The organism is Pseudomonas sp. D4-21 (assembly GCF_051132125.1).
In the GTDB taxonomy this organism is placed as follows: Bacteria; Pseudomonadota; Gammaproteobacteria; order Pseudomonadales; family Pseudomonadaceae; genus Aquipseudomonas.
In genome coordinates, this window is record NZ_CP071664.1 from 4,478,107 (window position 1) to 4,501,061 (window position 22,955).

Annotated in this window: 23 protein-coding genes; 9 read left to right on the forward strand and 14 right to left on the reverse strand. The window is 60.1% G+C overall.

Annotation, left to right across the window (positions count from 1 at the left end; all coding sequences use genetic code 11):
* The first annotated feature begins 71 nt into the window (after window positions 1–71).
* From ydcS to J3Q04_RS20120, 7 genes are all read left to right on the forward strand, one after another.
* The gene (gene ydcS / locus J3Q04_RS20090; protein WP_420764199.1) at window positions 72–1,223 is read left to right on the forward strand and encodes a putative ABC transporter substrate-binding protein YdcS; all 1,152 of its coding nucleotides are present in this window, start codon (window positions 72–74) and stop codon (window positions 1,221–1,223) included.
* 194 nt (window positions 1,224–1,417) lie between these two features.
* On the forward strand, window positions 1,418–2,455 hold the full coding sequence (locus tag J3Q04_RS20095; protein ID WP_434609772.1) for an ABC transporter ATP-binding protein: 1,038 nt from the start codon (window positions 1,418–1,420) through the stop codon (window positions 2,453–2,455).
* Window position 2,456: 1 nt separating this feature from the next.
* The gene (locus J3Q04_RS20100) at window positions 2,457–3,404 is read left to right on the forward strand and encodes an ABC transporter permease (protein ID WP_434609770.1); all 948 of its coding nucleotides are present in this window, start codon (window positions 2,457–2,459) and stop codon (window positions 3,402–3,404) included.
* The gene (locus J3Q04_RS20105; RefSeq protein ID WP_434609768.1) at window positions 3,394–4,206 is read left to right on the forward strand and encodes an ABC transporter permease; all 813 of its coding nucleotides are present in this window, start codon (window positions 3,394–3,396) and stop codon (window positions 4,204–4,206) included. Before J3Q04_RS20100 ends, J3Q04_RS20105 begins: the two co-directional genes overlap by 11 nt.
* 146 nt (window positions 4,207–4,352) lie before the next feature.
* Window positions 4,353–5,777 carry a gamma-aminobutyraldehyde dehydrogenase gene (locus J3Q04_RS20110; protein WP_434609766.1) on the forward strand — a complete coding sequence of 475 codons (1,425 nt, stop codon included), beginning with the start codon at window positions 4,353–4,355 and terminating at the stop codon, window positions 5,775–5,777.
* Window positions 5,778–5,922: 145 nt separating this feature from the next.
* The gene (locus J3Q04_RS20115) at window positions 5,923–6,186 is read left to right on the forward strand and encodes a CopG family ribbon-helix-helix protein (protein WP_420764194.1); all 264 of its coding nucleotides are present in this window, start codon (window positions 5,923–5,925) and stop codon (window positions 6,184–6,186) included.
* Window positions 6,149–6,448: a type II toxin-antitoxin system RelE/ParE family toxin gene (locus tag J3Q04_RS20120; protein WP_434609763.1), complete on the forward strand. Its 300-nt coding sequence runs from the start codon at window positions 6,149–6,151 to the stop codon at window positions 6,446–6,448. Before J3Q04_RS20115 ends, J3Q04_RS20120 begins: the two co-directional genes overlap by 38 nt.
* Before the next feature lie 45 nt (window positions 6,449–6,493).
* On the opposite strand, the gene J3Q04_RS20125 is transcribed toward J3Q04_RS20120, so the two are convergent.
* Window positions 6,494–6,679 (reverse strand): hypothetical protein, encoded by a 186-nt coding sequence (locus tag J3Q04_RS20125; protein WP_434562483.1) that lies wholly within the window; start codon window positions 6,677–6,679, stop codon window positions 6,494–6,496.
* A gap of 359 nt (window positions 6,680–7,038) precedes the next feature.
* Between J3Q04_RS20125 and J3Q04_RS20130 the strand changes: the two genes are divergently transcribed.
* A complete protein-coding gene (locus J3Q04_RS20130; RefSeq protein WP_434609761.1) occupies window positions 7,039–8,664 on the forward strand; it encodes a glucan biosynthesis protein D in 1,626 nt (541 codons plus the stop codon).
* Window positions 8,665–8,740: 76 nt separating this feature from the next.
* Here J3Q04_RS20130 and J3Q04_RS20135 read toward each other — a convergent pair whose 3' ends face one another.
* The 3 genes from J3Q04_RS20135 to J3Q04_RS20145 all read right to left on the reverse strand — a co-directional run bounded on the left by J3Q04_RS20135 (window position 8,741) and on the right by J3Q04_RS20145 (window position 12,521).
* Window positions 8,741–9,847 (reverse strand): NADH:flavin oxidoreductase/NADH oxidase, encoded by a 1,107-nt coding sequence (locus J3Q04_RS20135; RefSeq protein WP_420764190.1) that lies wholly within the window; start codon window positions 9,845–9,847, stop codon window positions 8,741–8,743.
* A gap of 264 nt (window positions 9,848–10,111) precedes the next feature.
* Window positions 10,112–11,821 carry a single-stranded-DNA-specific exonuclease RecJ gene (gene recJ, locus J3Q04_RS20140; protein WP_434609759.1) on the reverse strand — a complete coding sequence of 570 codons (1,710 nt, stop codon included), beginning with the start codon at window positions 11,819–11,821 and terminating at the stop codon, window positions 10,112–10,114.
* 157 nt (window positions 11,822–11,978) lie between these two features.
* Entirely contained in the window at window positions 11,979–12,521 is a 543-nt protein-coding gene (locus J3Q04_RS20145) for a YaeQ family protein (RefSeq protein ID WP_420764188.1), read from the reverse strand.
* Between the two features lie 147 nt (window positions 12,522–12,668).
* Here J3Q04_RS20145 and J3Q04_RS20150 point away from each other — a divergent pair, with 147 nt between their 5' ends.
* Entirely contained in the window at window positions 12,669–13,868 is a 1,200-nt protein-coding gene (locus J3Q04_RS20150) for a CaiB/BaiF CoA transferase family protein (protein WP_434609757.1), read from the forward strand.
* A 245-nt stretch (window positions 13,869–14,113) separates the two neighbouring features.
* Here the strand turns inward: J3Q04_RS20150 and J3Q04_RS20155 are convergent, their stop codons facing one another.
* The 10 genes from J3Q04_RS20155 to rpsP form a co-directional block, all read right to left on the reverse strand.
* Window positions 14,114–14,401, reverse strand: coding sequence for a DUF3509 domain-containing protein (locus tag J3Q04_RS20155; RefSeq protein ID WP_420764186.1), 288 nt, complete (start codon window positions 14,399–14,401; stop codon window positions 14,114–14,116).
* Between the two features lie 157 nt (window positions 14,402–14,558).
* Window positions 14,559–15,935: a transporter substrate-binding domain-containing protein gene (locus J3Q04_RS20160; protein WP_434562475.1), complete on the reverse strand. Its 1,377-nt coding sequence runs from the start codon at window positions 15,933–15,935 to the stop codon at window positions 14,559–14,561.
* A 120-nt stretch (window positions 15,936–16,055) separates the two neighbouring features.
* Complete coding sequence (gene thrC, locus J3Q04_RS20165; RefSeq protein ID WP_420764184.1) at window positions 16,056–17,465, reverse strand: threonine synthase; 1,410 nt, start codon at window positions 17,463–17,465, stop codon at window positions 16,056–16,058.
* A gap of 104 nt (window positions 17,466–17,569) precedes the next feature.
* Complete coding sequence (locus J3Q04_RS20170; RefSeq protein WP_420764183.1) at window positions 17,570–18,874, reverse strand: homoserine dehydrogenase; 1,305 nt, start codon at window positions 18,872–18,874, stop codon at window positions 17,570–17,572.
* A 132-nt stretch (window positions 18,875–19,006) separates the two neighbouring features.
* Window positions 19,007–19,738, reverse strand: coding sequence for a DsbC family protein (locus J3Q04_RS20175; protein WP_420764182.1), 732 nt, complete (start codon window positions 19,736–19,738; stop codon window positions 19,007–19,009).
* A gap of 161 nt (window positions 19,739–19,899) precedes the next feature.
* Entirely contained in the window at window positions 19,900–20,796 is an 897-nt protein-coding gene (gene xerD, locus J3Q04_RS20180) for a site-specific tyrosine recombinase XerD (RefSeq protein ID WP_434609753.1), read from the reverse strand.
* A 126-nt stretch (window positions 20,797–20,922) separates the two neighbouring features.
* Window positions 20,923–21,273 carry a 50S ribosomal protein L19 gene (rplS, locus tag J3Q04_RS20185; protein WP_003175895.1) on the reverse strand — a complete coding sequence of 117 codons (351 nt, stop codon included), beginning with the start codon at window positions 21,271–21,273 and terminating at the stop codon, window positions 20,923–20,925.
* 45 nt (window positions 21,274–21,318) lie between these two features.
* Window positions 21,319–22,092: a tRNA (guanosine(37)-N1)-methyltransferase TrmD gene (gene trmD, locus J3Q04_RS20190; protein ID WP_434562473.1), complete on the reverse strand. Its 774-nt coding sequence runs from the start codon at window positions 22,090–22,092 to the stop codon at window positions 21,319–21,321.
* Entirely contained in the window at window positions 22,074–22,610 is a 537-nt protein-coding gene (gene rimM / locus J3Q04_RS20195) for a ribosome maturation factor RimM (RefSeq protein ID WP_420764180.1), read from the reverse strand. Before rimM ends, trmD begins: the two co-directional genes overlap by 19 nt.
* 5 nt (window positions 22,611–22,615) lie before the next feature.
* Window positions 22,616–22,867 carry a 30S ribosomal protein S16 gene (rpsP, locus tag J3Q04_RS20200; RefSeq protein ID WP_003198088.1) on the reverse strand — a complete coding sequence of 84 codons (252 nt, stop codon included), beginning with the start codon at window positions 22,865–22,867 and terminating at the stop codon, window positions 22,616–22,618.
* Window positions 22,868–22,955 lie beyond the last annotated feature (88 nt).

The following is a 22,955-nucleotide window of genomic DNA, read 5'->3' on the forward strand; positions in this document are numbered from 1 at the left end:
AGCTAAAACAATAACCAGCGACACGTTCTCAAAAAACTGCCCCGACCATAATTAAAGCAAGAGGGATTTCCATGTACGCGCACAAGACCGTATTGCTCAGTGCAATCACCACGGCGCTGCTGACCAGCGTCAGCGTCCAGGCCGCCGAACCGCTCAAGGCCATTGGTGCCGGCGAAGGCCAATTGGATATCGTCGCCTGGCCGGGCTACATCGAACGCGGTGAAAGCGACAAGGCCTATGACTGGGTCACCGGTTTCGAAAAGGAAACCGGCTGCAAGGTCAACGTGAAAACCGCCGCCACGTCCGATGAAATGGTCAGCCTGATGAGCAAGGGCGGCTATGACCTCGTCACTGCTTCGGGCGATGCCTCGTTGCGGCTGATTGCCGGCAAACGCGTGCAGCCGATCAACACCGCGCTGATCGCCAATTGGAAAAACCTCGACCCGCGCCTCAAAGACGCGCCGTGGTATGTGGTCAATCAACAGACCTACGGCACGCCCTACCAGTGGGGCCCAAACGTGTTGATGTACAACACCCAGGTATTCAAGCAGGCACCGACCAGTTGGAGCGTGCTGTTCGAAGCCCAGAACCTGCCCGACGGAAAGCCGAACAAGGGGCGCGTGCAAGCCTACGACGGCCCGATCTACATCGCCGACGCGGCGCTTTATCTCATGACCGCCAAACCTGAACTGGGTATCAAGGACCCGTACCAGCTCGACGAAACCCAGTACAAGGCTGTGCTCCAATTGCTACGGGCCCAGCAACCGTTGATTCACCGCTACTGGCATGACACCACCGTGCAGATGAGCGACTTCAAGAACGAAGGCGTGGTGGCGTCCGGCGCCTGGCCGTATCAGGTCAACGGTTTGATGAACGAGAAACAGCCAATCGCCTCGACCATTCCCAAAGAAGGCGCCACCGGCTGGGCCGACACCACCATGCTGCACGCCGAGGCCAAGCACCCCAACTGCGCCTACAAGTGGATGGATTGGTCGCTGCAACCGAAAGTCCAGGGTGACGTGGCCGCATGGTTCGGCTCCTTGCCTGCCGTGCCCGAGGCGTGCAAAGGCAGCGAACTGCTGGGCGCCGAAGGTTGCAAAACCAACGGCTTCGATCAGTTCGACAAGATCGCTTTCTGGAAAACGCCCCAGGCCGAGGGTGGCAAGTTCGTACCGTACAGCCGCTGGACCCAGGATTACATAGCGATCATGGGTGGGCGTTAACGCACTATCTCCGTGGCGAGGGAGCTTGCTCCCGCTGGATGGCGCAGCCATCCCAAAACCAGCCGATGCGGTGAAACAGGCAAGACCGCATCGGTCGGTTTTGGGCGTGCTTCGCCCGCCAGCGGGAGCAAGCTCCCTCGCCACGGGATTGCATTTCAATATTCATAGCGCCCCGTTTTGTGGAGCCCCGCACCATGACACTTGCAGTCCAGTTCACCCATGTGTCCCGTCAGTTCGGCGATGTGAAGGCCGTCGATCGGGTCTCCATCGACATCCAGGACGGCGAGTTCTTCTCCATGCTGGGCCCTTCCGGCTCCGGCAAGACCACCTGCCTGCGGCTGATCGCAGGCTTCGAGCAACCCAGCGCCGGTTCGATCCGTATCCACGGTGAAGAAGCCGTGGGTCTTGCGCCCTACCAGCGGGACGTGAATACGGTTTTCCAGGACTACGCCCTGTTCCCCCATATGAATGTGCGCGACAACGTGGCCTATGGCTTGAAAGTCAAAGGCGTCGCCAAGGCCGAGCGCATCAAGCGCGCCGACGAAGCCTTGGAGATGGTAGCCCTGGGCGGCTACGGCGAGCGCAAGCCGGTGCAACTTTCCGGCGGCCAGCGCCAGCGTGTCGCCCTGGCCCGTGCGTTGGTCAATCGCCCACGGGTATTGTTGCTGGACGAGCCGCTGGGCGCCCTCGACTTGAAGCTGCGTGAACAGATGCAAGGCGAACTGAAGAAGCTGCAACGGCAGCTGGGCATCACCTTCATTTTCGTTACTCATGACCAGACCGAAGCGTTGTCGATGTCCGATCGCGTGGCGGTGTTCAACAAGGGCCGCATTGAACAGGTCGATACGCCGCGCAACCTGTACATGAAACCGGCCACTACCTTCGTTGCCGAATTCGTCGGCACCTCCAACGTGATCCGCGGCGAACTGGCGCGACAACTGAGCGGTTATCCACAGCCGTTCTCGATTCGTCCGGAACACGTGCGTTTTGCCGAAGGACCGCTGGCGAGTCATGAAATAGAGGTCAATGGCCTGCTCCATGACATCCAGTACCAAGGCAGCGCGACACGCTACGAATTGAAGCTGGAAAACGGCCAGACCCTGAGCCTCAGCCAGGCCAACACCCAGTGGAGCGACAACGGCACCCGGCATCAGGCCGGCCAGCACCTGGCCGTGCGCTGGGCCCGCGAGGCGATGGTTGCCCTGCACGACACCGTCGGCAGCGAGGTCTGAGATGAGCACCCTGGCCATGGCTCAAACAGCGACGCACGGCTCGGCGTTGCGGCGCTTTTCGAATCTGCTGTACCGACGACCGAATCTGTATCTGTCGATGCTGCTGGTGCCTCCGCTGATCTGGTTCGGCGCGATCTACCTGGGTTCGTTGCTGACCCTGCTCTGGCAGGGCTTCTACACTTTCGACGACTTCACCATGGCGGTCACGCCGGACCTGACCCTGGCGAATTTTTCAGCACTGTTTCAGCCATCGAATTTCGACATCATCGCTCGCACCCTGACCATGGCGATTGCCGTGTCCATCGCGAGCGCCCTGGTTGCGTTCCCGATTGCCTATTACATGGCGCGCCACACCAGCGGCAAGACCAAGGCGTTCTTCTACATCGCGGTGATGCTGCCGATGTGGGCCAGCTATATCGTCAAGGCCTATGCCTGGACGCTGTTGCTGGCCAAAGGCGGCGTGGCGCAATGGTTCGTCCAGCACCTGGGCCTGGGGCCGCTGCTGCAATGGGCGCTGGAGATTCCCGGCGTGGGCGGCAGCACGTTGTCCACATCGCACTTGGGGCGCTTCCTGGTGTTCGTCTACATCTGGCTGCCGTTCATGATCCTGCCGATCCAGGCATCCCTGGAACGCCTGCCGCCGTCGCTGCTGCAGGCCTCGGCGGACCTGGGCGCCCGTCCACACCAGACATTCATGCAGGTGATCCTGCCGCTGTCGGTCCCAGGCATCGCGGCCGGCTCGATCTTCACCTTCTCGCTGACCCTGGGGGATTTCATCGTGCCGCAACTGGTGGGCCCGCCGGGCTACTTCGTCGGCAGCATGGTCTACGCCCAGCAAGGCGCCATCGGCAACATGCCCATGGCCGCGGCATTCACGCTGGTGCCCATCGTGCTGATCGCCATCTATCTTTCCATCGTCAAGCGACTGGGGGCTTTCGATGCACTCTGACTCTCGAGCGTCATGGGGCCTGCGCATCGCGGCATGGGGCGGGCTGGTGTTCCTGCACTTCCCGATCCTGATCATCTTCCTTTATGCCTTCAACACCGAAGACGCCGCGTTCAGCTTCCCGCCCAAGGGCCTGACGTTGAAATGGTTTAGCGTGGCCTTTTCGCGCCCGGACGTGCTGGAAGCGATCAAGTTGTCGTTGCAAGTGGCGGCTGTCGCCACGCTGATCGCCATGGTGCTCGGCACCCTGGCCTCGGCGGCGCTGTATCGCCGGGACTTCTTCGGCAAACAAGGCATTTCCCTGATGTTGATCCTGCCGATTGCCCTACCGGGGATCATCACCGGCATTGCGCTGTTGGCGACCTTCAAGAGCTTGGGCATCGAGCCGGGGATGTTCACCATCATCGTCGGCCACGCAACCTTCTGCGTGGTGATCGTCTACAACAACGTCATCGCCCGCCTGCGCCGCACGTCCCATAGTCTGATCGAAGCCTCGATGGACCTGGGCGCCGACGGCTGGCAGACCTTTCGCTACATCGTCCTGCCCAACCTGGGATCGGCCCTGCTGGCCGGCGGGATGCTGGCGTTTGCCTTGTCGTTCGATGAAATCATCGTCACCACCTTCACCGCCGGCCACGAGCGCACCTTGCCGCTCTGGCTGCTCAACCAGCTCAGCCGCCCTCGCGACGTCCCAGTAACCAATGTGGTGGCGATGCTGGTGATGTTGGTCACGATGTTGCCGATCCTCGGCGCGTATTACCTGACCCGTGGTGGCGAAAGCGTGGCGGGGAGCGGTGGGAAATAGATTCGCCGCCAAGATGACTATCCCCTGTGGGGGCGAGCCTGCTCGCGATGACTGACCAGCGCTCAACACAGATGTCGGCTGCAAGGACGCCTTCGCGAGCAGGCTCGCTCCCACAGAAAAGCACTAACGTTCAAGAGGACATGGACATGCAAACCAAACTGCTTATCAACGGCCACCTCGTCAACGGCGAGGGCCCTGGCCAGGCCGTTTTCAATCCGGCCCTGGGCCGGGTGCTGGTGGAAATCAACGAAGCCAGCGAGGCCCAGGTCGATGCCGCGGTCCGCGCTGCCGACAACGCCTTCGAATCCTGGTCGCAGGTGCCGCCCAAGGACCGTTCCCTGTTGCTGCTCAAGCTGGCGGACGCCATCGAGACCCAGGGCGAGGAACTGGCGAAACTGGAATCGGATAACTGCGGCAAACCGTTCAACGCCGCGCTGAACGACGAAATCCCGGCAATCGCCGACGTGTTCCGCTTCTTTGCCGGCGCCAGTCGCTGCATGAACGGCTCGGCGGGCGGCGAATACCTGCCGGGCCACACCTCGATGATCCGTCGCGACCCGGTGGGCGTCATCGCGTCCATCGCACCGTGGAATTACCCGTTGATGATGGTTGCCTGGAAAATCGCCCCCGCCCTGGCCGCCGGCAACACGGTGGTGCTCAAGCCGTCGGAGCAGACGCCGCTGACAGCGTTGCGCATGGCGGAATTGGCATCAGAGATATTTCCGGCGGGCGTGCTCAACGTGATCTTCGGCCGCGGGCAAACCGTGGGCAACCCGCTGGTCACCCACCCGAAAGTGCGCATGGTATCCCTCACAGGCTCCATCGCCACTGGCTCGAACATCATTTCCAGTACCGCCGACAGCGTCAAACGCATGCACATGGAGTTGGGCGGCAAGGCCCCGGTGATCATTTTCGATGATGCCGACATCGACGCTGCGGTGGAAGGCATCCGCACCTTCGGCTTCTATAACGCTGGCCAGGATTGCACCGCCGCTTGCCGCATCTACGCCCAGCAAGGGATCTACGACAAGTTTGTCGAGAAACTCGGCGCCGCCGTCGCCAGCATCAAGTACGGTCTGCAGAACGAGCCCGACACCGAGATGGGGCCGCTGATCACTGCCCAGCATCGTGACCGAGTGGCCGCCTTCGTCGAGCGAGCCATCGCCCAGCCCCACATCCGCCTGGTCACCGGGGGCAAGGCGGTAGAAGGCAACGGTTTCTTTTTCGAACCGACAGTGCTGGCCGATGCCCAGCAGGATGACGAAATCGTCCGCCGCGAAGTCTTCGGCCCGGTGGTGTCCGTCACGCCGTTCCTTGATGAAGCGCAAGTGTTGGCCTGGGCCAACGATTCGGACTACGGACTGGCCTCATCGGTATGGACCACCGACATCGGCCGCGCCCATCGCCTCTCGGCGCGGCTGCAATACGGCTGCACCTGGGTGAATACCCACTTCATGCTGGTCAGCGAAATGCCCCATGGCGGTCAGAAACGTTCTGGCTACGGCAAGGACATGTCCATGTATGGGTTGGAGGATTACACGGTGGTGCGGCATGTGATGTTCAAGCACTGATGTAGAGACAACGTTGGCAACACATGCCCATGCCTGCCCCGCGTTCGTCCTGCTAAGGTTTTCGTCGATCGGTGCACGCCGCCGGTTGACGGAGATTCTGGCAGCGCCTAGGGTGTCTACAATGTATACATCCAGGAGATGAACCATGGCCTCGCCCGTTTTGTCCTTTCGTGTCGAGGAAGGTCTGGCCCAGCAATTGGACTTGCTGGCTGCCGCCACCGACCGCGACCGTCAATATCACCTCAAGCGTGCATTGGTTCGATATGTGGAAGCCGAATCGTGGCATCTGCAAGCGATCAGCGAAGGCATGGCGGATGCCGATGCTGGACATCTGACCGACCTGGACGCCGTGAAGGCTAAGTGGGCAAAGCGTGCCGAGCATCGTACTGACCGACAAAGCACAGAGTGACCTCGACTCGATCCATGAATATTACTCCCACGCTATCGGCCCGGACGATGCTGATGAGGTCGTCCTCACGATCCTTGAAACGTTGCAGCAACTGCAGCGTTTTCCTGGCTCGGGTCGTCCCTCACCTGCTCCCGATATCCGAGAGCTGGTGCTGACGCGCTATCCGTTTTTTGCGCCTTACCGACTCTTGCATGGGCAATTGCAGGTCCTGCGAGTATTGCACCAGCGCACCGAGCGCCCCCAGGACTGGTCAGAGCAGTAACGCCGACTAACACCTCCCGACCCAGCCGCCGATCTCCATCGGTATTCAAAATCGCGAAACACTGCGCATCGCATCCAGCAGGTAGCGCATGGCGATCCGGTCGCTTTCCGACAGCTCCCGGTACCGTTCGACCAATCTCAATTCTTCCCGGCTGAGCCGGCGTTTCTTGCGCGCGTTGATCAGGCCCGGGAAGACTCCCAGCATTTCGGTAAGGCCCTGTATTTTCGTCATGACTTGTCCTTCTGTTACGTCGAGTTGACCTGATAGCGCCCGGTGAACCGGTTACATCGTCCTTCACACTCAAGAATAGGGAGGATTCATCGGGTGAAAAGGGAGTTTTAGAGTAATTAGTCAAAAAAACCCAAAATGTTCATAAAAAAGGAAATAACTGTAAGAAATTTTGACCAGGTCACGCTTTCCTGTCTCTCCAAGCTCGCATTTCCCCTATGATTTTGCGCCTCGGTGAACCGATCCAGCTCTCAGGTATCTGTTCTTACGTTCGTCGCGTTTGGCCAAAGGCATGTCCGAACTCCTTTTTCAATCTCTGTTGCCAGGATCGGCTCGGGATTGCTTTGATTAAGGTTGTATTTATGCACCGCAGGAATTTGCTCAAGGCCTCCATGGCCTTCGCCGCCTACACCGGGCTATCGGCGTCGGGACTCATGGCCGCACGCGCCTGGGCCGCTGACCAGACCGCCGACGGCGAAGCCCGTCCCTTCGATTTCAAAGGGCTGAAGGATCAGGCCCGGCGGCTGGCCGAGAGCCGCTACGTCGACACCAAGCAAGTCCTGCCACCGACCCTGGCCCAGATGTCGCCGCTGCAGTTCAATGCCATCCGGTACGACGCCAACCACTCCCTGTGGAATGAGCTGGACGGGCAATTGGACGCACAGTTCTTCCATGTCGGCATGGGTTTCAAGCAACCGGTTCGCATGTACAGCGTCGACCCAAAGACGCGTATGGCCCGTGAGGTGCATTTCCGCCCGGAGCTGTTCAACTACGAAAAGACCACGGTCAATACCTCGCAATTGACGGGTGACCTGGGCTTCGCGGGTTTCCGGGTGTTCAAGGCACCGGAGCTGGACCGGCACGACATCGTTTCATTCCTGGGGGCCAGCTATTTCCGCGCCGTCGATGCCAGCGGCCAGTACGGGCTGTCGGCCCGGGGCCTGGCCATCGACACCTATGCGAAGAAGCGCGAGGAGTTTCCGGATTTCACCAAGTTCTGGTTCGAAACCCCGGACAAGAACAGCACCCGTTTCGTGGTCTACGCCCTGCTCGACTCGCCCAGCGCCACCGGCGCCTATCGTTTCGATATCGATTGCCAGCCGACCCGGGTCGTCATGGAAATCGATGCGCACATCCATGCCCGTACCGCCATTGAGCAACTGGGCATCGCGCCGATGACCAGCATGTTCAGCTGCGGCACGGTCGAGCGGCGCATGTGCGACACCATTCACCCGCAAATCCACGACTCCGACCGGCTGGCCATGTGGCGCGGCAACGGCGAATGGGTCTGCCGCCCGCTGAACAACCCCGCCACCCTGCAATTCAACGCGTTCGCCGACAAGAATCCGAAAGGCTTCGGGCTGGTGCAGACCGACCATGACTTCGACAGCTACCAGGACACCGTGGATTGGTACAGCAAACGTCCGAGCCTGTGGGTCGAGCCTACGACCGCATGGGGAGAAGGCTCAGTCGATCTGTTGGAAATTCCTACAACCGGCGAAACCCTGGATAACATCGTCGCGTTCTGGACCCCGAAAAAACCCGTCGCCGCCGGTGATTCGCTGAATTACGGCTACAAGCTCTACTGGAGTGCCTTGCCACCGGTGAGCTCCGACCTGGCGCGTGTCGATGCCACCCGCTCCGGCATGGGCGGCTTCATCGAAGGCTGGGCACCCGGCGAGCATTACCCGACCGTTTGGGCGCGGCGCTTTGCCGTGGACTTCACCGGCGGTGGCCTCGACCAGTTGCCACCGGGCACCGGTATCGAACCGGTCGTGACCTGCTCCCACGGCGAGGTCAAGGACTTCAACGTGTTGGTACTGGACGCGATCAAGGGCTACCGCATTACTTTCGACTGGTACCCGACCGACGATCGCGTGGACCCGGTAGAAATGCGGCTCTTCCTGCGTTCCAAGGACCGCACGTTGAGCGAGACCTGGCTGTACCAGTATTTCCCGCCGGCGCCGGATCGGCGTAAGTATCCCTGAACCAACTCTGGACACCCGATAAACAAAAAACAAAAAGCCCCGGCCAATGACCGGGGCTTTTTGTTTCATCGCCAATTCAGTCCCGCAGATCCGACTCATGGATCGGCTGGTCCCGATGCGTCGCCCGCTGGTACTGCGCCGGCCAAGTGGCCTTGCGCCCACCCAAGTCATCATCGGCATGCAAGGCCCAATACGGATCGCGCAACAATTCCCGGGCGAGGAAGATGATATCGGCCTGGCAGGTGCGTAGGATGTGCTCGGCCTGGGCCGGCTCGGTAATCATGCCCACGGTGCCGGTGGCAATTTCCGACTCCTTGCGTACCCGCTCGGCGAAGCGGGTCTGATAACCCGGGCCGGTGGGAATTTCCGCATTCGCGGCGGTTCCGCCCGACGACACGTCAATCAAGTCCACCCCCAGCATCCTGAATCGTCGCGCCAGTTCCACGGTTTCGTCCGGGTTCCAACCGTCTTCGACCCAGTCGGTGGCGGAGACGCGAACGAACACCGGTAGTTCTTCTGGCCACACCGCCCTCACCGCTTCAGTCACTTGCAGCACCAGCCGGATACGGTTTTCGAACGACCCGCCGTATTGATCGCGGCGCTGGTTGCTCAAGGGCGACAGGAACTGGTGCAGCAGGTAACCGTGGGCCGCATGGACCTCGACCACCTTGAAGCCTGCGGTCAGGGCACGCTTGGCCGCGTCCACGAATGCCTGGATCACGCCAGCGATCTGCCCCTCGTCCAATTGCATCGGCTGGGTGTGTTGTGGGTCGAAGGCGATTGGCGAAGGACCGACCGGGACCCAGCCGCCGTCCTCCGGCTTGACGCTGCCATGCTTGCCCAACCAGGGCCGCCAGGTACTTGCCTTGCGACCTGCGTGCGCCAGCTGGATGCCGGGGACGGCCCCTTGGGCGGTGATGAAACGGGTGATGCGTTGCAGCGCCGGGATTTGCTCATCGTTCCACAACCCAAGGTCCTGGGCGGTGATACGGCCGTCCGCGGTGACTGCGGTGGCTTCGGTGAACACCAGCCCGGCGCCGCCCACGGCGCGACTGCCAAGGTGTACCAGGTGCCAGTCGTTGGCCAGGCCATCGACGCTCGAGTATTGGCACATCGGCGAAACCGCGATGCGATTGGGAAGGGTCAATTGGCGAAGGGTATAGGGTTCCAGCAGCAGACTCATGGGGCACCTCTCGAATCAGTGGGCAGGCTCCAGGGTTCTGTTTGAAAAGTCGACGAGTGACAAAAAGGTACAACACCCGCCCCCGCGGGCAAAAAATCCGACAAGACGTCACAAGGGCTATCAAGCAGTGCTTAGAGACTAGTCGACAACTTCGAAGAAGGGAGGGTTCCGATTCCAAAAACCGACCCTGGGCGGCCAAGCTGTTTGCCTGGGTCTTGTGGCAAGCGAGCTTGCTCCCTCGCCACAGGTTTCGCTTGGGTTCTGCTATCGCGGCTCGATATGGGCGATCATCAGTTGCACCGTTTCCTGGCCACGAAACTCGTTGAGGTCAAGCTTGTAGGCCAGTTCCACCCAGCGCACAGTCGGGTTCGGCCAGATCTCACGGTCGATGCCAAAGGCGATGCCATCGAGCTTCAGCGAGCCGCACTCACTTTTGAGAACAACCTTCAAGTGACGTTCGCCCACCACTCGCTGCTCGACCAACTGGAAAACACCGTGGAACACTGGCTCCGGGAAATGCTGGCCCCACGGTCCCGCATGGCGCAGTGCCCGGGCCAGTTCCAGATGGAATTCCTCGACCGCCAGGGTGCCGTCCGACAGCATTCGTCCAGTCAGGTCCTCCTCACGCAGTTGCCTACGTACTTCAGCGTCGAATGCCTCGGCGAACAACGGAAAATTCGCCTCGGGCAATGTCAGCCCCGCCGCCATGGCGTGGCCGCCGTATTTGCTGATGAGGGTTGGATGCTGTGCCGCAACGACACTCAGGGCATCGCGGATATGGAAGCCCGGCACCGAACGACCGGAGCCCTTCAGAAGACCGTCGCCGGCATCGGCGAAAGCGATGGTCGGACGGAAATAACGCTCCTTCATGCGCGAGGCGAGGATACCGATCACGCCTTGGTGCCATTGCGGGTCGAACAGACACAAGCCGAACGGCATCGACTCCACCGGCAGGTCCTTGAGCTGAGCCAGGGCTTCGCGCTGCATGCCCTGCTCAATGGATTTGCGATCCTGGTTCATGCCGTCCAGCTGGGCCGCCATCTCACGGGCCAGCGATGGGTCGGCGGTCAGCAGGCATTCGATGCCCAGGCTCATGTCGTCCAGGCGTCCCGCCGCATTCAGTCGTGGACCGACGATGAAACCCAGGTCCGTGGAGGTGATGCGCGACGGATCGCGCTTGGCCACTTCCAGGATGGCCTTGATCCCGGGACGCGCGCGGCCAGCGCGAATACGCTCCAGACCCTGGTGAACCAGGATCCGGTTGTTGGCGTCCAGGGGCACCACGTCGGCCACGCTGCCCAGCGCCACCAGGTCCAGCAATTCACCAATGTTCGGCTGGGGCGTGCTGGCATACCAGCCCAGGCCGCGCAGGCGCGCCCGCAGCGCCATCAGTACATAAAAAATCACCCCGACGCCCGCCAAAGCCTTGCTTGGGAATTCGCAGCCCGGCTGGTTCGGGTTGACGATTGCATCGGCCTGCGGCAACTCCAACCCAGGCAAGTGGTGATCGGTAACCAGCACCTTCAGGCCCGCCGCCTTGGCCGCCGCCACGCCTTCCACGCTGGAAATGCCGTTGTCCACGGTGATCAGTAACTGTGGCTCGCGTGTCAGGGCGACTTCGACGATCTCCGGCGTCAAGCCATAGCCGTATTCGAAGCGATTGGGCACCAGGTAATCGACATGAGCCGCGCCCAGCAGCCGCAGGCCCAACACACCCACGGCACTGGCCGTCGCGCCGTCGGCGTCGAAGTCGCCGACAATCAGGATCCGCTGGCGTTGCTCGAGCGCCGCCACCAACAGATCCACCGCCGCATCGATCCCCTTGAGCTGCTGGTAGGGAATCAGGCGCGCCAGGCTTTTGTCCAGCTCAGCCGCCGATTGCACGCCTCGAGCGGCATAGAGGCGAGTCAACAAGGGCGGCAGGTCACCAAGGAACGGCAGGGTGTCGGGGAGTTGGCGGGGTTCTATGCGCATGGGGGACGGACATTTCTCTACTTTTTGGTCCTGGACCGTGGCGAGGGAGCTTGCTCCCGCTGGGCTGCGTAGCGGCCCCCTTGATTGTGGGCGCTGCGCACCCAAGCGGGAGCAAGCTCCCTCGCCACAATGAGTTCACTCAATACTTGTCAATGGCTCAACCACGCTCGCCCAGCAACCATTGCAACTGGACTTCATGCTGGCCACGGTCGTCGGTCACGAAAATGGTCCCTTCGCTGATCATCACGTCCCACTTGATGACGCGGGGCATGTCCTTGGCCAGGGTTTCGAGGACTTCCTGGGGCACGGCGGCGATGTTCACGTTTTTCAGGGTCTTCACGGCTGGAATCACCTTGCCCTCCCAGACACGCAGGCTGCCATAGGCCAGCAGGCTGGTGCGCTCGGTACGACGCGAGCACCACGTCAGGCGTTCGGCATCCGGCTGGCCGACTTCGATCCAATGCAGGACACGGTCATCCAGGCTTTTTTCCCACAGGGCAGGTTCATCGACGTCTGACAGGCCACGACCAAACGCCAGCAGCTCGTTGTACCAGAACGCGTAGGCCAACAAGCGCACGGTCATGCGTTCCTCGGTTTCCGAAGGATGGCGGGCGATGGTCTGCTTCACGCTCTCATACACACTGCGGTCGAGGTCGGTGAGGTTCAGTTCGAATTTGTAGGTCGTGGACGGCTGGGCCATGAACGGGCTTCTTGATACGAGGAAAGTCGGCAAGTCTAACCGATGAGGCGGCCAATCCACGAATTGCCGACCATCAACCTGCGGCGACGGGCGTTGGCCTATGATAAAACGCTCCATTCGTTCTGCCTTTGTCCTACAGGATTCGTCATGTCGCTTACTGCCAAACCCCTTGCCGGCGTCAAAGTCATTGAACTCGGCACCTTGATCGCCGGCCCTTTCGCCTCGCGGATCTGCGGTGAATTCGGTGCCGAGGTGATCAAGGTCGAATCCCCCGACGGCGGCGATCCGCTGCGCAAATGGCGCAAGCTGTATGAAGGCACGTCCTTGTGGTGGTTCGTCCAGGCACGCAACAAAAAGTCCCTGACTCTGAACCTCAAGCACCCCGAAGGCCTGTCGATCCTGAAACAGCTGATCGGCGAAGCGGACATCCTGATCGAGAATTTTCGCCCGGGCGTGCTGGAAAAGCTCGGTCTGGGCTGGGACGTATTGCACGCGCTGAACCCTAAACTGGTCATGGTGCGGCTCTCCGGTTTCGGCCAGACCGGGCCGATGAAGGATCAACCGGGGTTTGGCGCCGTCGGCGAATCCATGGGCGGCCTGCGCTACATCACCGGTTTCGAGGATCGTCCGCCAGTGCGTACCGGAATTTCAATCGGCGACTCCATTGCCGCACTCTGGGGCGTGATCGGCGCACTGATGGCCTTGCGTCACCGCGAGGTAAATGGCGGGACCGGACAAGTGGTGGACGTGGCGCTGTACGAGGCGATCTTCGCCATGATGGAAAGCATGGTGCCGGAGTTCGATGTGTTCGGCTTCATCCGCGAGCGCACCGGCAATATCATGCCCGGCATCACCCCGTCATCCATCCACACCAGTGCCGACGGCAAGCACGTGCAGATCGGCGCTAACGGTGACGCAATCTTCAAGCGCTTCATGCAGATCATCGGCCGCGACGACCTGGCCAACGACCCGCAACTGGCCGGCAACGATGGACGCGACAGTCGCCGCGACGAGCTGTATGGCGTGATTGATCGCTGGGTCAACTCACTGCCGCTGGAGGCTGTCATCGACCAACTGAACCAGGCCGGAGTACCGGCCAGCCGGATCTTCAGCGCCGAAGACATGTTCAGCGACCCGCAGTTTCTCGCCCGGGAAATGTTCTTGCAGGCCAAGCTGCCGGACGGCAAGGCGTTCAAGATGCCGGGCATCGTACCGAAACTGTCGGACACGCCGGGCACATCCGAATGGGTCGGGCCGGCGCTGGGTGAGCACACGGCACAGGTACTCGGCGAGCTGGGCTACGATGCGCAGCGGATCGCCAAACTGCGGGCCGATGGTGCTATTTGAGATAAGCAGCTAAAGCACGTTGTCAGATCTGTAACTGTGGAAGCGATGCCCCTTGGCGGGATAGAACGAGCCAAGCCCTGAACGCCAGGCAAAAAGAAACCCCGAGAAGTGGGGAGACAACTCGGGGTTAAACGTGACCATTCAAGGTCCGTGCAACAAGCGACAAGCACCGGAGCACAATGCTCGCTCTTGTTGGTAAAAGGTCTGACTCACAGGGACGTAGGAAGGTTCCCTCAAACCGTCGCTCAATTAGGGACAGCCATGGCCTTGTCCCCTGCCAGATTACGCAAAGCCGCGATCACGCAGGGCTCCAGGCGGCCTTCGGCGATCAGTACATCGCGGTGCAGGCCATCGACCACGTCGGTGAGCTGGCGCTTGTCGGCCAGCTGGGCCTGGTTGAACACCCGCTCGACCATGATGGCCCCCGTGGGGTTTTTCAGCGTTACCAGGCATTCACCCTTGGCACCGGAGGGAGTGAGCGTGACCTGATACGGGCTCAAGGCTTCATTCAGCAACAGGCTGATACTTTCCATTCGATCACCCTTCAATAGTCCGAGAAAACAACTGCACATTAAGTGACCGTGGGCCATGGCCTAAAGTTCTGCCAGCGCAACGAACCGACACTTTTGCAGCGTGTTCAACCGAGCATGCGCGCCCAATATGACAGGTTGGCAACAGGCACGGCCATCATCAAGCCAGGAAGCGGTTGCGGCGCCAACGATGCCCAACATCGATCCACCCTCCCAGCAGACCGCGCAACTGACCATCGGCCCCATAGAACGGCACTGACCAGTGATAGATGTCCCGCAAGCCACCGCTGAACATCAGTTGGCGGTCCACAAAACGCGGCTGGCGGGTTTGCAGCTGCTCCATCAACTCGCCGTGCAACAATTCGGCGGTTGCTGCTGGAAACGTCGCGGAATCGGTCAGGCGCGTGCCCAGCAGCTTCTCGAAGCGAGTCTCGAACTGATCCTCATAACTTTTGTTGCACATGATCAGGCGACCTTCCAGGTCGCGAATGAAGATCGGATCGGGAATCGCGTCCATCAGGGCTCGCTGGAACTTCAGTTGGTCATTGAGTACGGCCTCGACCTTGAGCCGTTGATCAATCTGGACCTGCAGGCGTCGGTTCCATAACAGCGACAGCAGGGACAACAGGCCAAACACCCCGAACACGACCACACACCAGTAGCCCCACTGTTTGATGTACAACCAGGAAGACGGTGACGGATGGGGAGCGATGCCTGTCAGCCATTTCGAGCGCAGCGCTCGCATCTCTTCGGCGGGGAACGCTTCCAGCGCCTTGTTCAGGATGCTTAACAATGGCCGAAGGTCTTGGCGCACAGCCAGATAGTCGGGCTCCCACTTGCCTTCGAGATTGCTTCCTACTTGCAGCTGCCCCGCAGGGTACAGGTGCGCGCCGGTTTCATTTTCAATGGTGGCGTAGGCTTCACCGCTTTCCACCAGCGCCCGAGCTTCACCGTACGTCTTGACCGTGCGCAACTCGATGGCTGGATGATTGCGCCTGATCTCCGACTCCAACGCATGCCGTGCCGGCAACACCAGCACCTTGCCTTCGAGTTGCTCCAGCGAACGAAGTGCGGGCTCTGCGTCACGTCCGACGAAGACCCAACCGGAACCTCCGAAGGCATGGCTGAAACTCAAGAACTCCCTGCGCTCGTCATTCATCGCCAGGGTAGTCGTCATGTCGGCCTCGCCTTTTTCCAACAGGGCCATTAATTGATCGGGAGAGAACGACTCCCGATGAACGAATTCAAGTCCGGTCATGTGCTCGATACGCCGGAGAATATCGTCGTTCAGCCCGTTCCATTGCCCACGTTCATTTTTGAACAGGTACAACGGGAACTGCATCGAGGCGACGACGACGCGAGGGTTTTCGCTGATCCACTTCAGCTCCTGGGCATCGAGCGCGATCCGTCCGCTGGATTCGAACGGTGGCTTGCCAGAGGCCGCCAACTGGGCCGCGCCTCCCCATGGCGCCCCAAACAAAAACACCAGGCCCATCATCCAGCTCATCACTGGTTTGCAACGTATAAAGAACAACATCTGCACTTCCTTCGAGATTACCCGCCCGTCCCTCCAAGGGCGGAAACCCGGCCAGTTTGGCATGCAGAAACAAGAAAGCCCGTCAGGAGACGGGCTTCAAAATGTGACAACTTCCAGCTATCAGAGAGGCTTGCCGCGGTTGCCATGCTGGCTGACAAAGGCCTGCACGGCTTTCAAGTCATTGGGCAACACCGTGCAACGCTCGTTTCGCTCAAACAAATCCGAAAGATGTGCAGGCAGTTCAAGCGCTTTTCCTACGCCAGCTTTCTCCACGGCTTCCGGAAACTTGACCGGGTGTGCGGTGCCCAGGACGACCATCGGGGTATCCAGGCTGCGGCGGCACTCGCGTGCAGCTCTCACGCCAATGGCGGTGTGTGGGTCGAGCAGCTCACCGCTCTGCTCGAACACCTCGGCGATGGTTTCGCAGGTCTGTGCGTCATCCACTGCAAGGGAGTCGAACAGCTTGCGGGCTTCGGTCCAGCGCTCGGCTTCGACGCTGAAACCGCCACCCTGGCGGAAGCTGTCCATCAGGCCGGCAATCGCGGCGCCATTGCGACCGTGCAAGTCGAACAACAGGCGCTCGAAGTTCGACGACACCATGATGTCCATCGAAGGTGACAGCGTGGCGTGCAGGGTTTCCTTGACGTACTGGTTACCGCTCATGAAGCGATGCAGGATGTCGTTGCGGTTGGTGGCGACGATCAATTGGTTGATCGGCAGGCCCATGTTGCGCGCCAGGTAACCGGCGAAAATATCGCCGAAGTTGCCGGTAGGCACCGAGAACGCCACCGAACGGGCCGGGCCGCCCAACTGCAGCGCCGCGTGGAAGTAGTAGACGATCTGGGCCATGATCCGCGCCCAGTTGATCGAGTTCACCGCCACCAGCCGGGTGCCCTTGAGGAAGCTCTGGTCGGCGAAACTGGCCTTGACCATTTCCTGGCAGTCATCGAAGTTGCCTTCGATGGCGATGTTGTGGATGTTGTCGCCGAAGATCGTCGTCATCTGCCGACGCTGCACTTCCGAGACGCGGTTGTGCGGGTGCAGGATGAAAATATCGACGTGCTCGCAATGCTTGCAGCCTTCGATCGCGGCCGAGCCGGTGTCGCCGGACGTTGCGCCGACGATCACCACGCGCTCGCCACGCTTTTGCAACACGTAGTCCAACAGGCGGCCGAGCAGCTGCAGGGCGAAATCCTTGAACGCCAGGGTCGGACCGTGGAACAGCTCCATGACCCATTCGTTACCGTTTAGCTGGCGCAACGGTGCGATGGCATTGTGGGAAAAGACCCCATAGGTCTCTTCCAGAATCTTTTTGAAATCGGCGTCCGGAATGCTGCCGGCAACAAACGGGCGCATGACCCGGAAAGCCAGCTCGTGGTACGGCAGGCCGGCCCAGGAGGCAATCTCCTCCTGTGTGAAACGTGGCAGGTTCTCCGGCACATAAAGACCGCCATCCGTGGCCAGGCCGGCCAGCAGGACATCTTCGAAATTCAGGGCCGGTGCCTGGCCGCGGGTGCTGATATAGCGCATAGGGGCAAACCTTCGGTTTGAGCTTCAAGCCTCAAGCTGCACGCTACAAGTGAAAAGCGGTTCGGCTTTTACTTGCAGCTTACAGCTTATAGCTTGCCGCTAAATTAGTTCAAATGTTCGACGCGGATACGGACCACTGGGCCAACGACCCCCTGGAGCGCTTCCAATGCCGCAATCGCATCGTTGATGCGCTGCTCGACCACGCGATGGGTCAGCAGAATCATCGGCACCAGGCCATCATGTTCCTCGACTTCCTTCTGCATGATCGACTCGATGTTGATGCCGCGCTCCGAAAGAATGCTCGCCACCTGGGCCAATACGCCCGGATGGTCCTTGGCCTGGATACGCAAGTAGTAGGCACTTTCGCAAGCATCGATCGGAAGAATCGGATGGGCCGACAGCGAATCCGGCTGGAAGGCCAGGTGCGGCACACGGTTCTCTGGATCCGAGGTCATCGCGCGAACCACATCCACCAGGTCGGCGATCACCGACGATGCAGTCGGCTCCATGCCCGCGCCAGCCCCGTAGAACAGCGTCGACCCGGAGGCATCACCATTGACCATCACTGCGTTCATCACACCGTTGACGTTGGCGATCAGGCGGTCGGCCGGGATCAGCGTCGGGTGTACGCGCAATTCGATGCCGCTGGCGGTGCTGCGCGCCACGCCCAGGTGTTTAATGCGGTAGCCCAAGGCTTCGGCATAGTTCACGTCAGCGGTGGTCAGCTTGGTGATGCCTTCGGTGTAGGCCTTGTCGAATTGCAGCGGTATACCAAAGGCGATGGAAGCCAGGATCGTCAGCTTGTGCGCCGCGTCGATGCCCTCCACGTCGAAGGTTGGATCCGCCTCGGCATAACCCAGGGCCTGGGCCTCGGTGAGGACGTCCTCGAAGGTGCGACCTTTCTCGCGCATCTCGGTGAGGATGAAGTTGCCGGTGCCGTTGATGATTCCCGCAAGCCAGTTGATACGGTTGGCCGACAGGCCTTCGCGAATCGCCTTGATCACTGGGATGCCACCCGCCACGGCGGCTTCGAACGCCACGATCACGCCTTTCTCTCGTGCCTTGGCGAAGATTTCATTACCGTGAACGGCGATAAGCGCCTTGTTCGCGGTGACCACATGCTTGCCATTCTCGATGGCCTTGAGTACCAGCTCTCGGGCAACGGTATAGCCGCCCATCAGCTCTATTACGATGTCGATCTCAGGGTTCGTGGCCACTTCGAAGACATCGTTGGTAATCGCAATACCGGTCGTCTGGAACTGAGGCTTTGGCGTGCGCATGGCAATTTGTGCCACTTCGATTCCACGCCCGGCACGACGAGCAATTTCCTCGGCGTTGCGCTGAAGTACGTTGAAGGTGCCGCCACCGACGGTACCTAACCCACAGATGCCTACTTTGACCGGATTCACTCTTGACTCCCCATGAAACGGCCGACGCAAGGTCGGCCGTGAAATACAGCCGCGCAGCAACGCGACTTTGTGTTTAACGGCCCGACGAACGTTTTCGCCGAGCCGTGATCTTCAAAAGCGGATCGACGCAGGTCATTTTGCGTCCAAAGCCAGTTTGGCGACTTGCGGCGCCGGCTGATAGCCCGGAATCACCTGGCCGTCTGCCAAAACGATGGCCGGCGTACCGTTGACGCCGATGGACTGGCCGAGGGCGAACTGCTTGGAAACCGGATTCTCGCACTTGGCGGACTTGATCTCCTTGCCATCGACCATCTTGTCCATGGCCGCTTTTTTGTCCTTGGAACACCAGACCGCTTGCAACTGCTCGTCACCCGGCGAGCCCAGGCCCTGGCGCGGGAACGCTACATAACGCACTTCGATGCCGCGCTTGTTGAGCTCGGGCACTTCAGCGTGCAGCTTGTGGCAATAAGGACAGGTGGTGTCGGTGAACACGGTGATGTGCGACTTGGTTTCGCCGACTGCTGGATAGACCACGGTTTCGGCGACCGGGATGCCGTTGATCAACTTCGAAATGCCCTGGCGTTCGGTGATCTCGGTGAGATTGACCGGCTTGCCGTCCTTGAGCGTGAACAGGTTGCCCTGGACGATGTACTGGCCGTCGGCGCTGGCGTACAGCACGCGGCTGCCCTTGAGCTTGACTTCATAGAGCCCGGACATGGGACTGGCAGAGATGGCTTCGATCGGCACTTCGAGCTCGAGGTTGGCCAGGCTCTTGCGGATAGCCTGGTCAGCCGCGTCGTCGGCGATGGCAAAGGTGCTGGCCAACGCAATGGCGGCGGCGGTGAACATCTGGATCAAACGCATGAGGACTCCTGAGGCGAACAAATGGGACGGGAACCAACGACCCGCAGATTCGGGTTCCAGCCGCCCACCGTGCAAACCGGGAAAGCCTACCACATAAGGCTGGCGTGGCCGAATGCCGGTGATGCAAGGCAATGGCGAGCGCTTATCTGTGGGGTTCTTCTTCAGCCGCGGGGATGATGCTTGGCGTGCAGGTCCTGCAACCGCGCCCGAGCCACGTGGGTGTAGATCTGGGTGGTGGACAGGTCGCTATGCCCCAGCAACATCTGTACTACCCGCAGATCAGCGCCATGATTGAGCAGGTGCGTGGCGAAGGCATGGCGCAAGGTGTGGGGGGACAGCGATTTATTGATTCCCGCCACCTTGGCCTGGTGCTTGATGCGGTGCCAGAAAGTCTGGCGGGTCATCTGCTCGCCGCGCAGGCTCGGAAACAGCACATCGCTGGGACGCCCACCCAGCAGGTCATGACGCGCATCGCGCATGTAGCGCTCGACCCAGACGATCGCTTCCTCGCCCATGGGCACCAGGCGTTCCTTGCTGCCCTTGCCCATCACCCGCAGCACGCCCTGGCGCACGTTCACTTGCTCAAGTGTCAGGCTGATCAGTTCGGTGACCCGCAAACCACAGGCATACAGCACTTCCAGCATCGCTCGGTCGCGCTGGCCGATGGGGTCACTGAGGTCGGGGGCCGCCAGCAATGCTTCCACGTCCGCTTCCGACAGGGATTTTGGCAGCGGACGGCCCAGTTGCGGCATTTCCACGCGCAAGGTCGGGTCCACCGCAATCACTTTTTCCCTCAGCAAATAGCGATAGAAGCCACGCAACCCGGAAAGAAATCTGGCGGTAGAGCGGGGTTTATAGTTCTGCTCCAAACGCCACGCCAGATGGTCGAGGATCAATTCCCTTCCGGCGTTGATCAATTCCAGGTTCTGTTCCTGCAACCAGCCATTGAACAAGGCCAGGTCGCTGCGATAGGCGCCGCGGGTGTTATCGGAGAGCCCCTTCTCCAGCCACAGGGCGTCGAGGAACTGGTCTATCAGTGGATGGTCGATGGCTGGCATAAAGACTCATGAGCTAGCGAAGGCTGCGTCGAATAAAAAACGACGAGTGAAGAGTGCTCAAAGCACAAATCGCAGGCAACAAAAAAGCAGCCCGCAGGCTGCTTTTTTTTGCATCGGAAGCTGGACTTAAGCCAGTTTTTCCTTGATGCGAGCTGCTTTACCCGACAGGTCACGCAGGTAGTACAGCTTGGCTTTACGCACGTCACCGCGACGCTTCACAGCCATGCTGTCGATTTGCGGGCTGTAGGTCTGGAAAGTACGCTCTACGCCAACACCGTTGGAGATTTTACGAACGGTGAATGCACTGTTTACGCCGCGGTTACGCTTGGCGATAACAACGCCTTCGAACGCTTGCAGACGCGAACGGTCGCCTTCCTTCACTTTCACCTGAACGACAATGGTGTCGCCTGGGGCAAAGGTAGGGATCTCTTTGGTCATCTGCTCTGCTTCGAGTGCAAGGATGATTTTGTTAGTCATGCTGTGCTCCTAAGGCAAGTCAACGGACTTACCATCGATACGTTGTTAACTATCGTCCCGCTCGCGGATGTATTCCTCGAGCAGCTTCTTCTCTTCTCCAGAAAGCGAGCGGCTTTCCAGAAGATCGGCGCGTCGTTCATAGGTCCGACCAAGGGACTGCTGTAAACGCCAACGCCGGATGTGCGCGTGGTTGCCACTTAGCAACACGTCGGGAACACGCTGATCCGCATACACCTCCGGTCGGGTGTAGTGCGGGCAATCCAGCAGACCATCCGTAAAGGAATCTTCCTCGGCGGAATCCGCATGCCCTAAAGCTCCAGGCAGCAGTCGTGTAACCGCATCGATCAGGACCATCGCCGGCAGCTCGCCGCCAGACAGTACATAGTCGCCAATCGACCACTCTTCATCGACATGAGCCTCAATGAAACGCTCGTCAATGCCTTCATAACGGCCGGCAATCAGGATCAATGCATCCGAATTCGCCAGCTCGCGTACCGCCGACTGAGTCAGCTGACGGCCTTGGGGCGACAGGTAGATCACCTTCGCACCCTCCCCGGCTGCCATCCTGGCCTGAACCAGCGCATCTTCCAGGGGCTTGATCTTCATCACCATGCCCGGACCACCGCCAAACGGGCGATCGTCCACAGTGTGATGCCGATCCGTGGTGTAGTCTCGCGGATTCCAACAGGTGAGCTGCAACAGCTCCTGTTTCACCGCGCGGCTGGTTATGCCGTATTCGCTGATGGCGGAAAACATCTCGGGAAACAGCGTGATGACTTCAACGCGCAAATTAGCCACGTTTAGAAATCCGCATCCCATTCCACCTTCATCTCGCCTGCTTCAAGGTCGACTGCCAACACGCATTGCTCCGTATAGGGCAACAGGCGTTCGCGATCATCCAGGCTGCCGACGCAAGGCTTGACCACCATGACATCGTTCGAACCGGTCTCGAGCAGATGATCGATCTTCCCGAGCAATTGCCCGAGGTGGTCGATGACCTTCAGACCCACCAGCTGGTACCAGTAGTACTCGCCGTCGGTCAGTTCAGGGAACAGGTTGCGCGGCACGCAGATCTCATAACCGGCCAGAAGACGCGCTTCTTCACGATCATCGAGACCCTTGAGCTTCGCGACCAGGAACTTGTCGTTCCCGCGTCCGCTGACCAGCTCCACCTGTTTCACGCTACCTTCGCGCTTGAGCGTCCAGGTTTTGTAGTCCAACAGGTTCTTGATCGGATCAGTAAAGGAATACACCTTCACTTCGCCGCGAACGCCATGTACAGAGTAGATCTTGCCGACAACGATCAAATCACCGGCATCTTTTGGCGTCGCGTTCATATTGCTCAGGCCGCGGCCTTAGCCGATTCCTTCAACAACTGAGCAACACGCTCAGAAGGCTGTGCACCAACGCTCAGCCAGTAGGCTACGCGCTCTTGGTTCACGGACAGACGAACTTCCTGACCACGGGCAACAGGGTTGAAGAAACCAACCTGTTCCTTGTGGGAACCGTCACGCGGGTTGCGGCTGTCGGTTACGGTCAGGTGGTAAAACGGGCGCTTTTTGGAGCCGCCAAGGGCAAGACGGATTGTTAGCATGTGAACATCGTTCCTGTAGTCGGTGCTGCAAATCTAAATGCACAGCGGGCATAGGTGCCCGAAAGGCCGCATATTCTAAGGAATATCC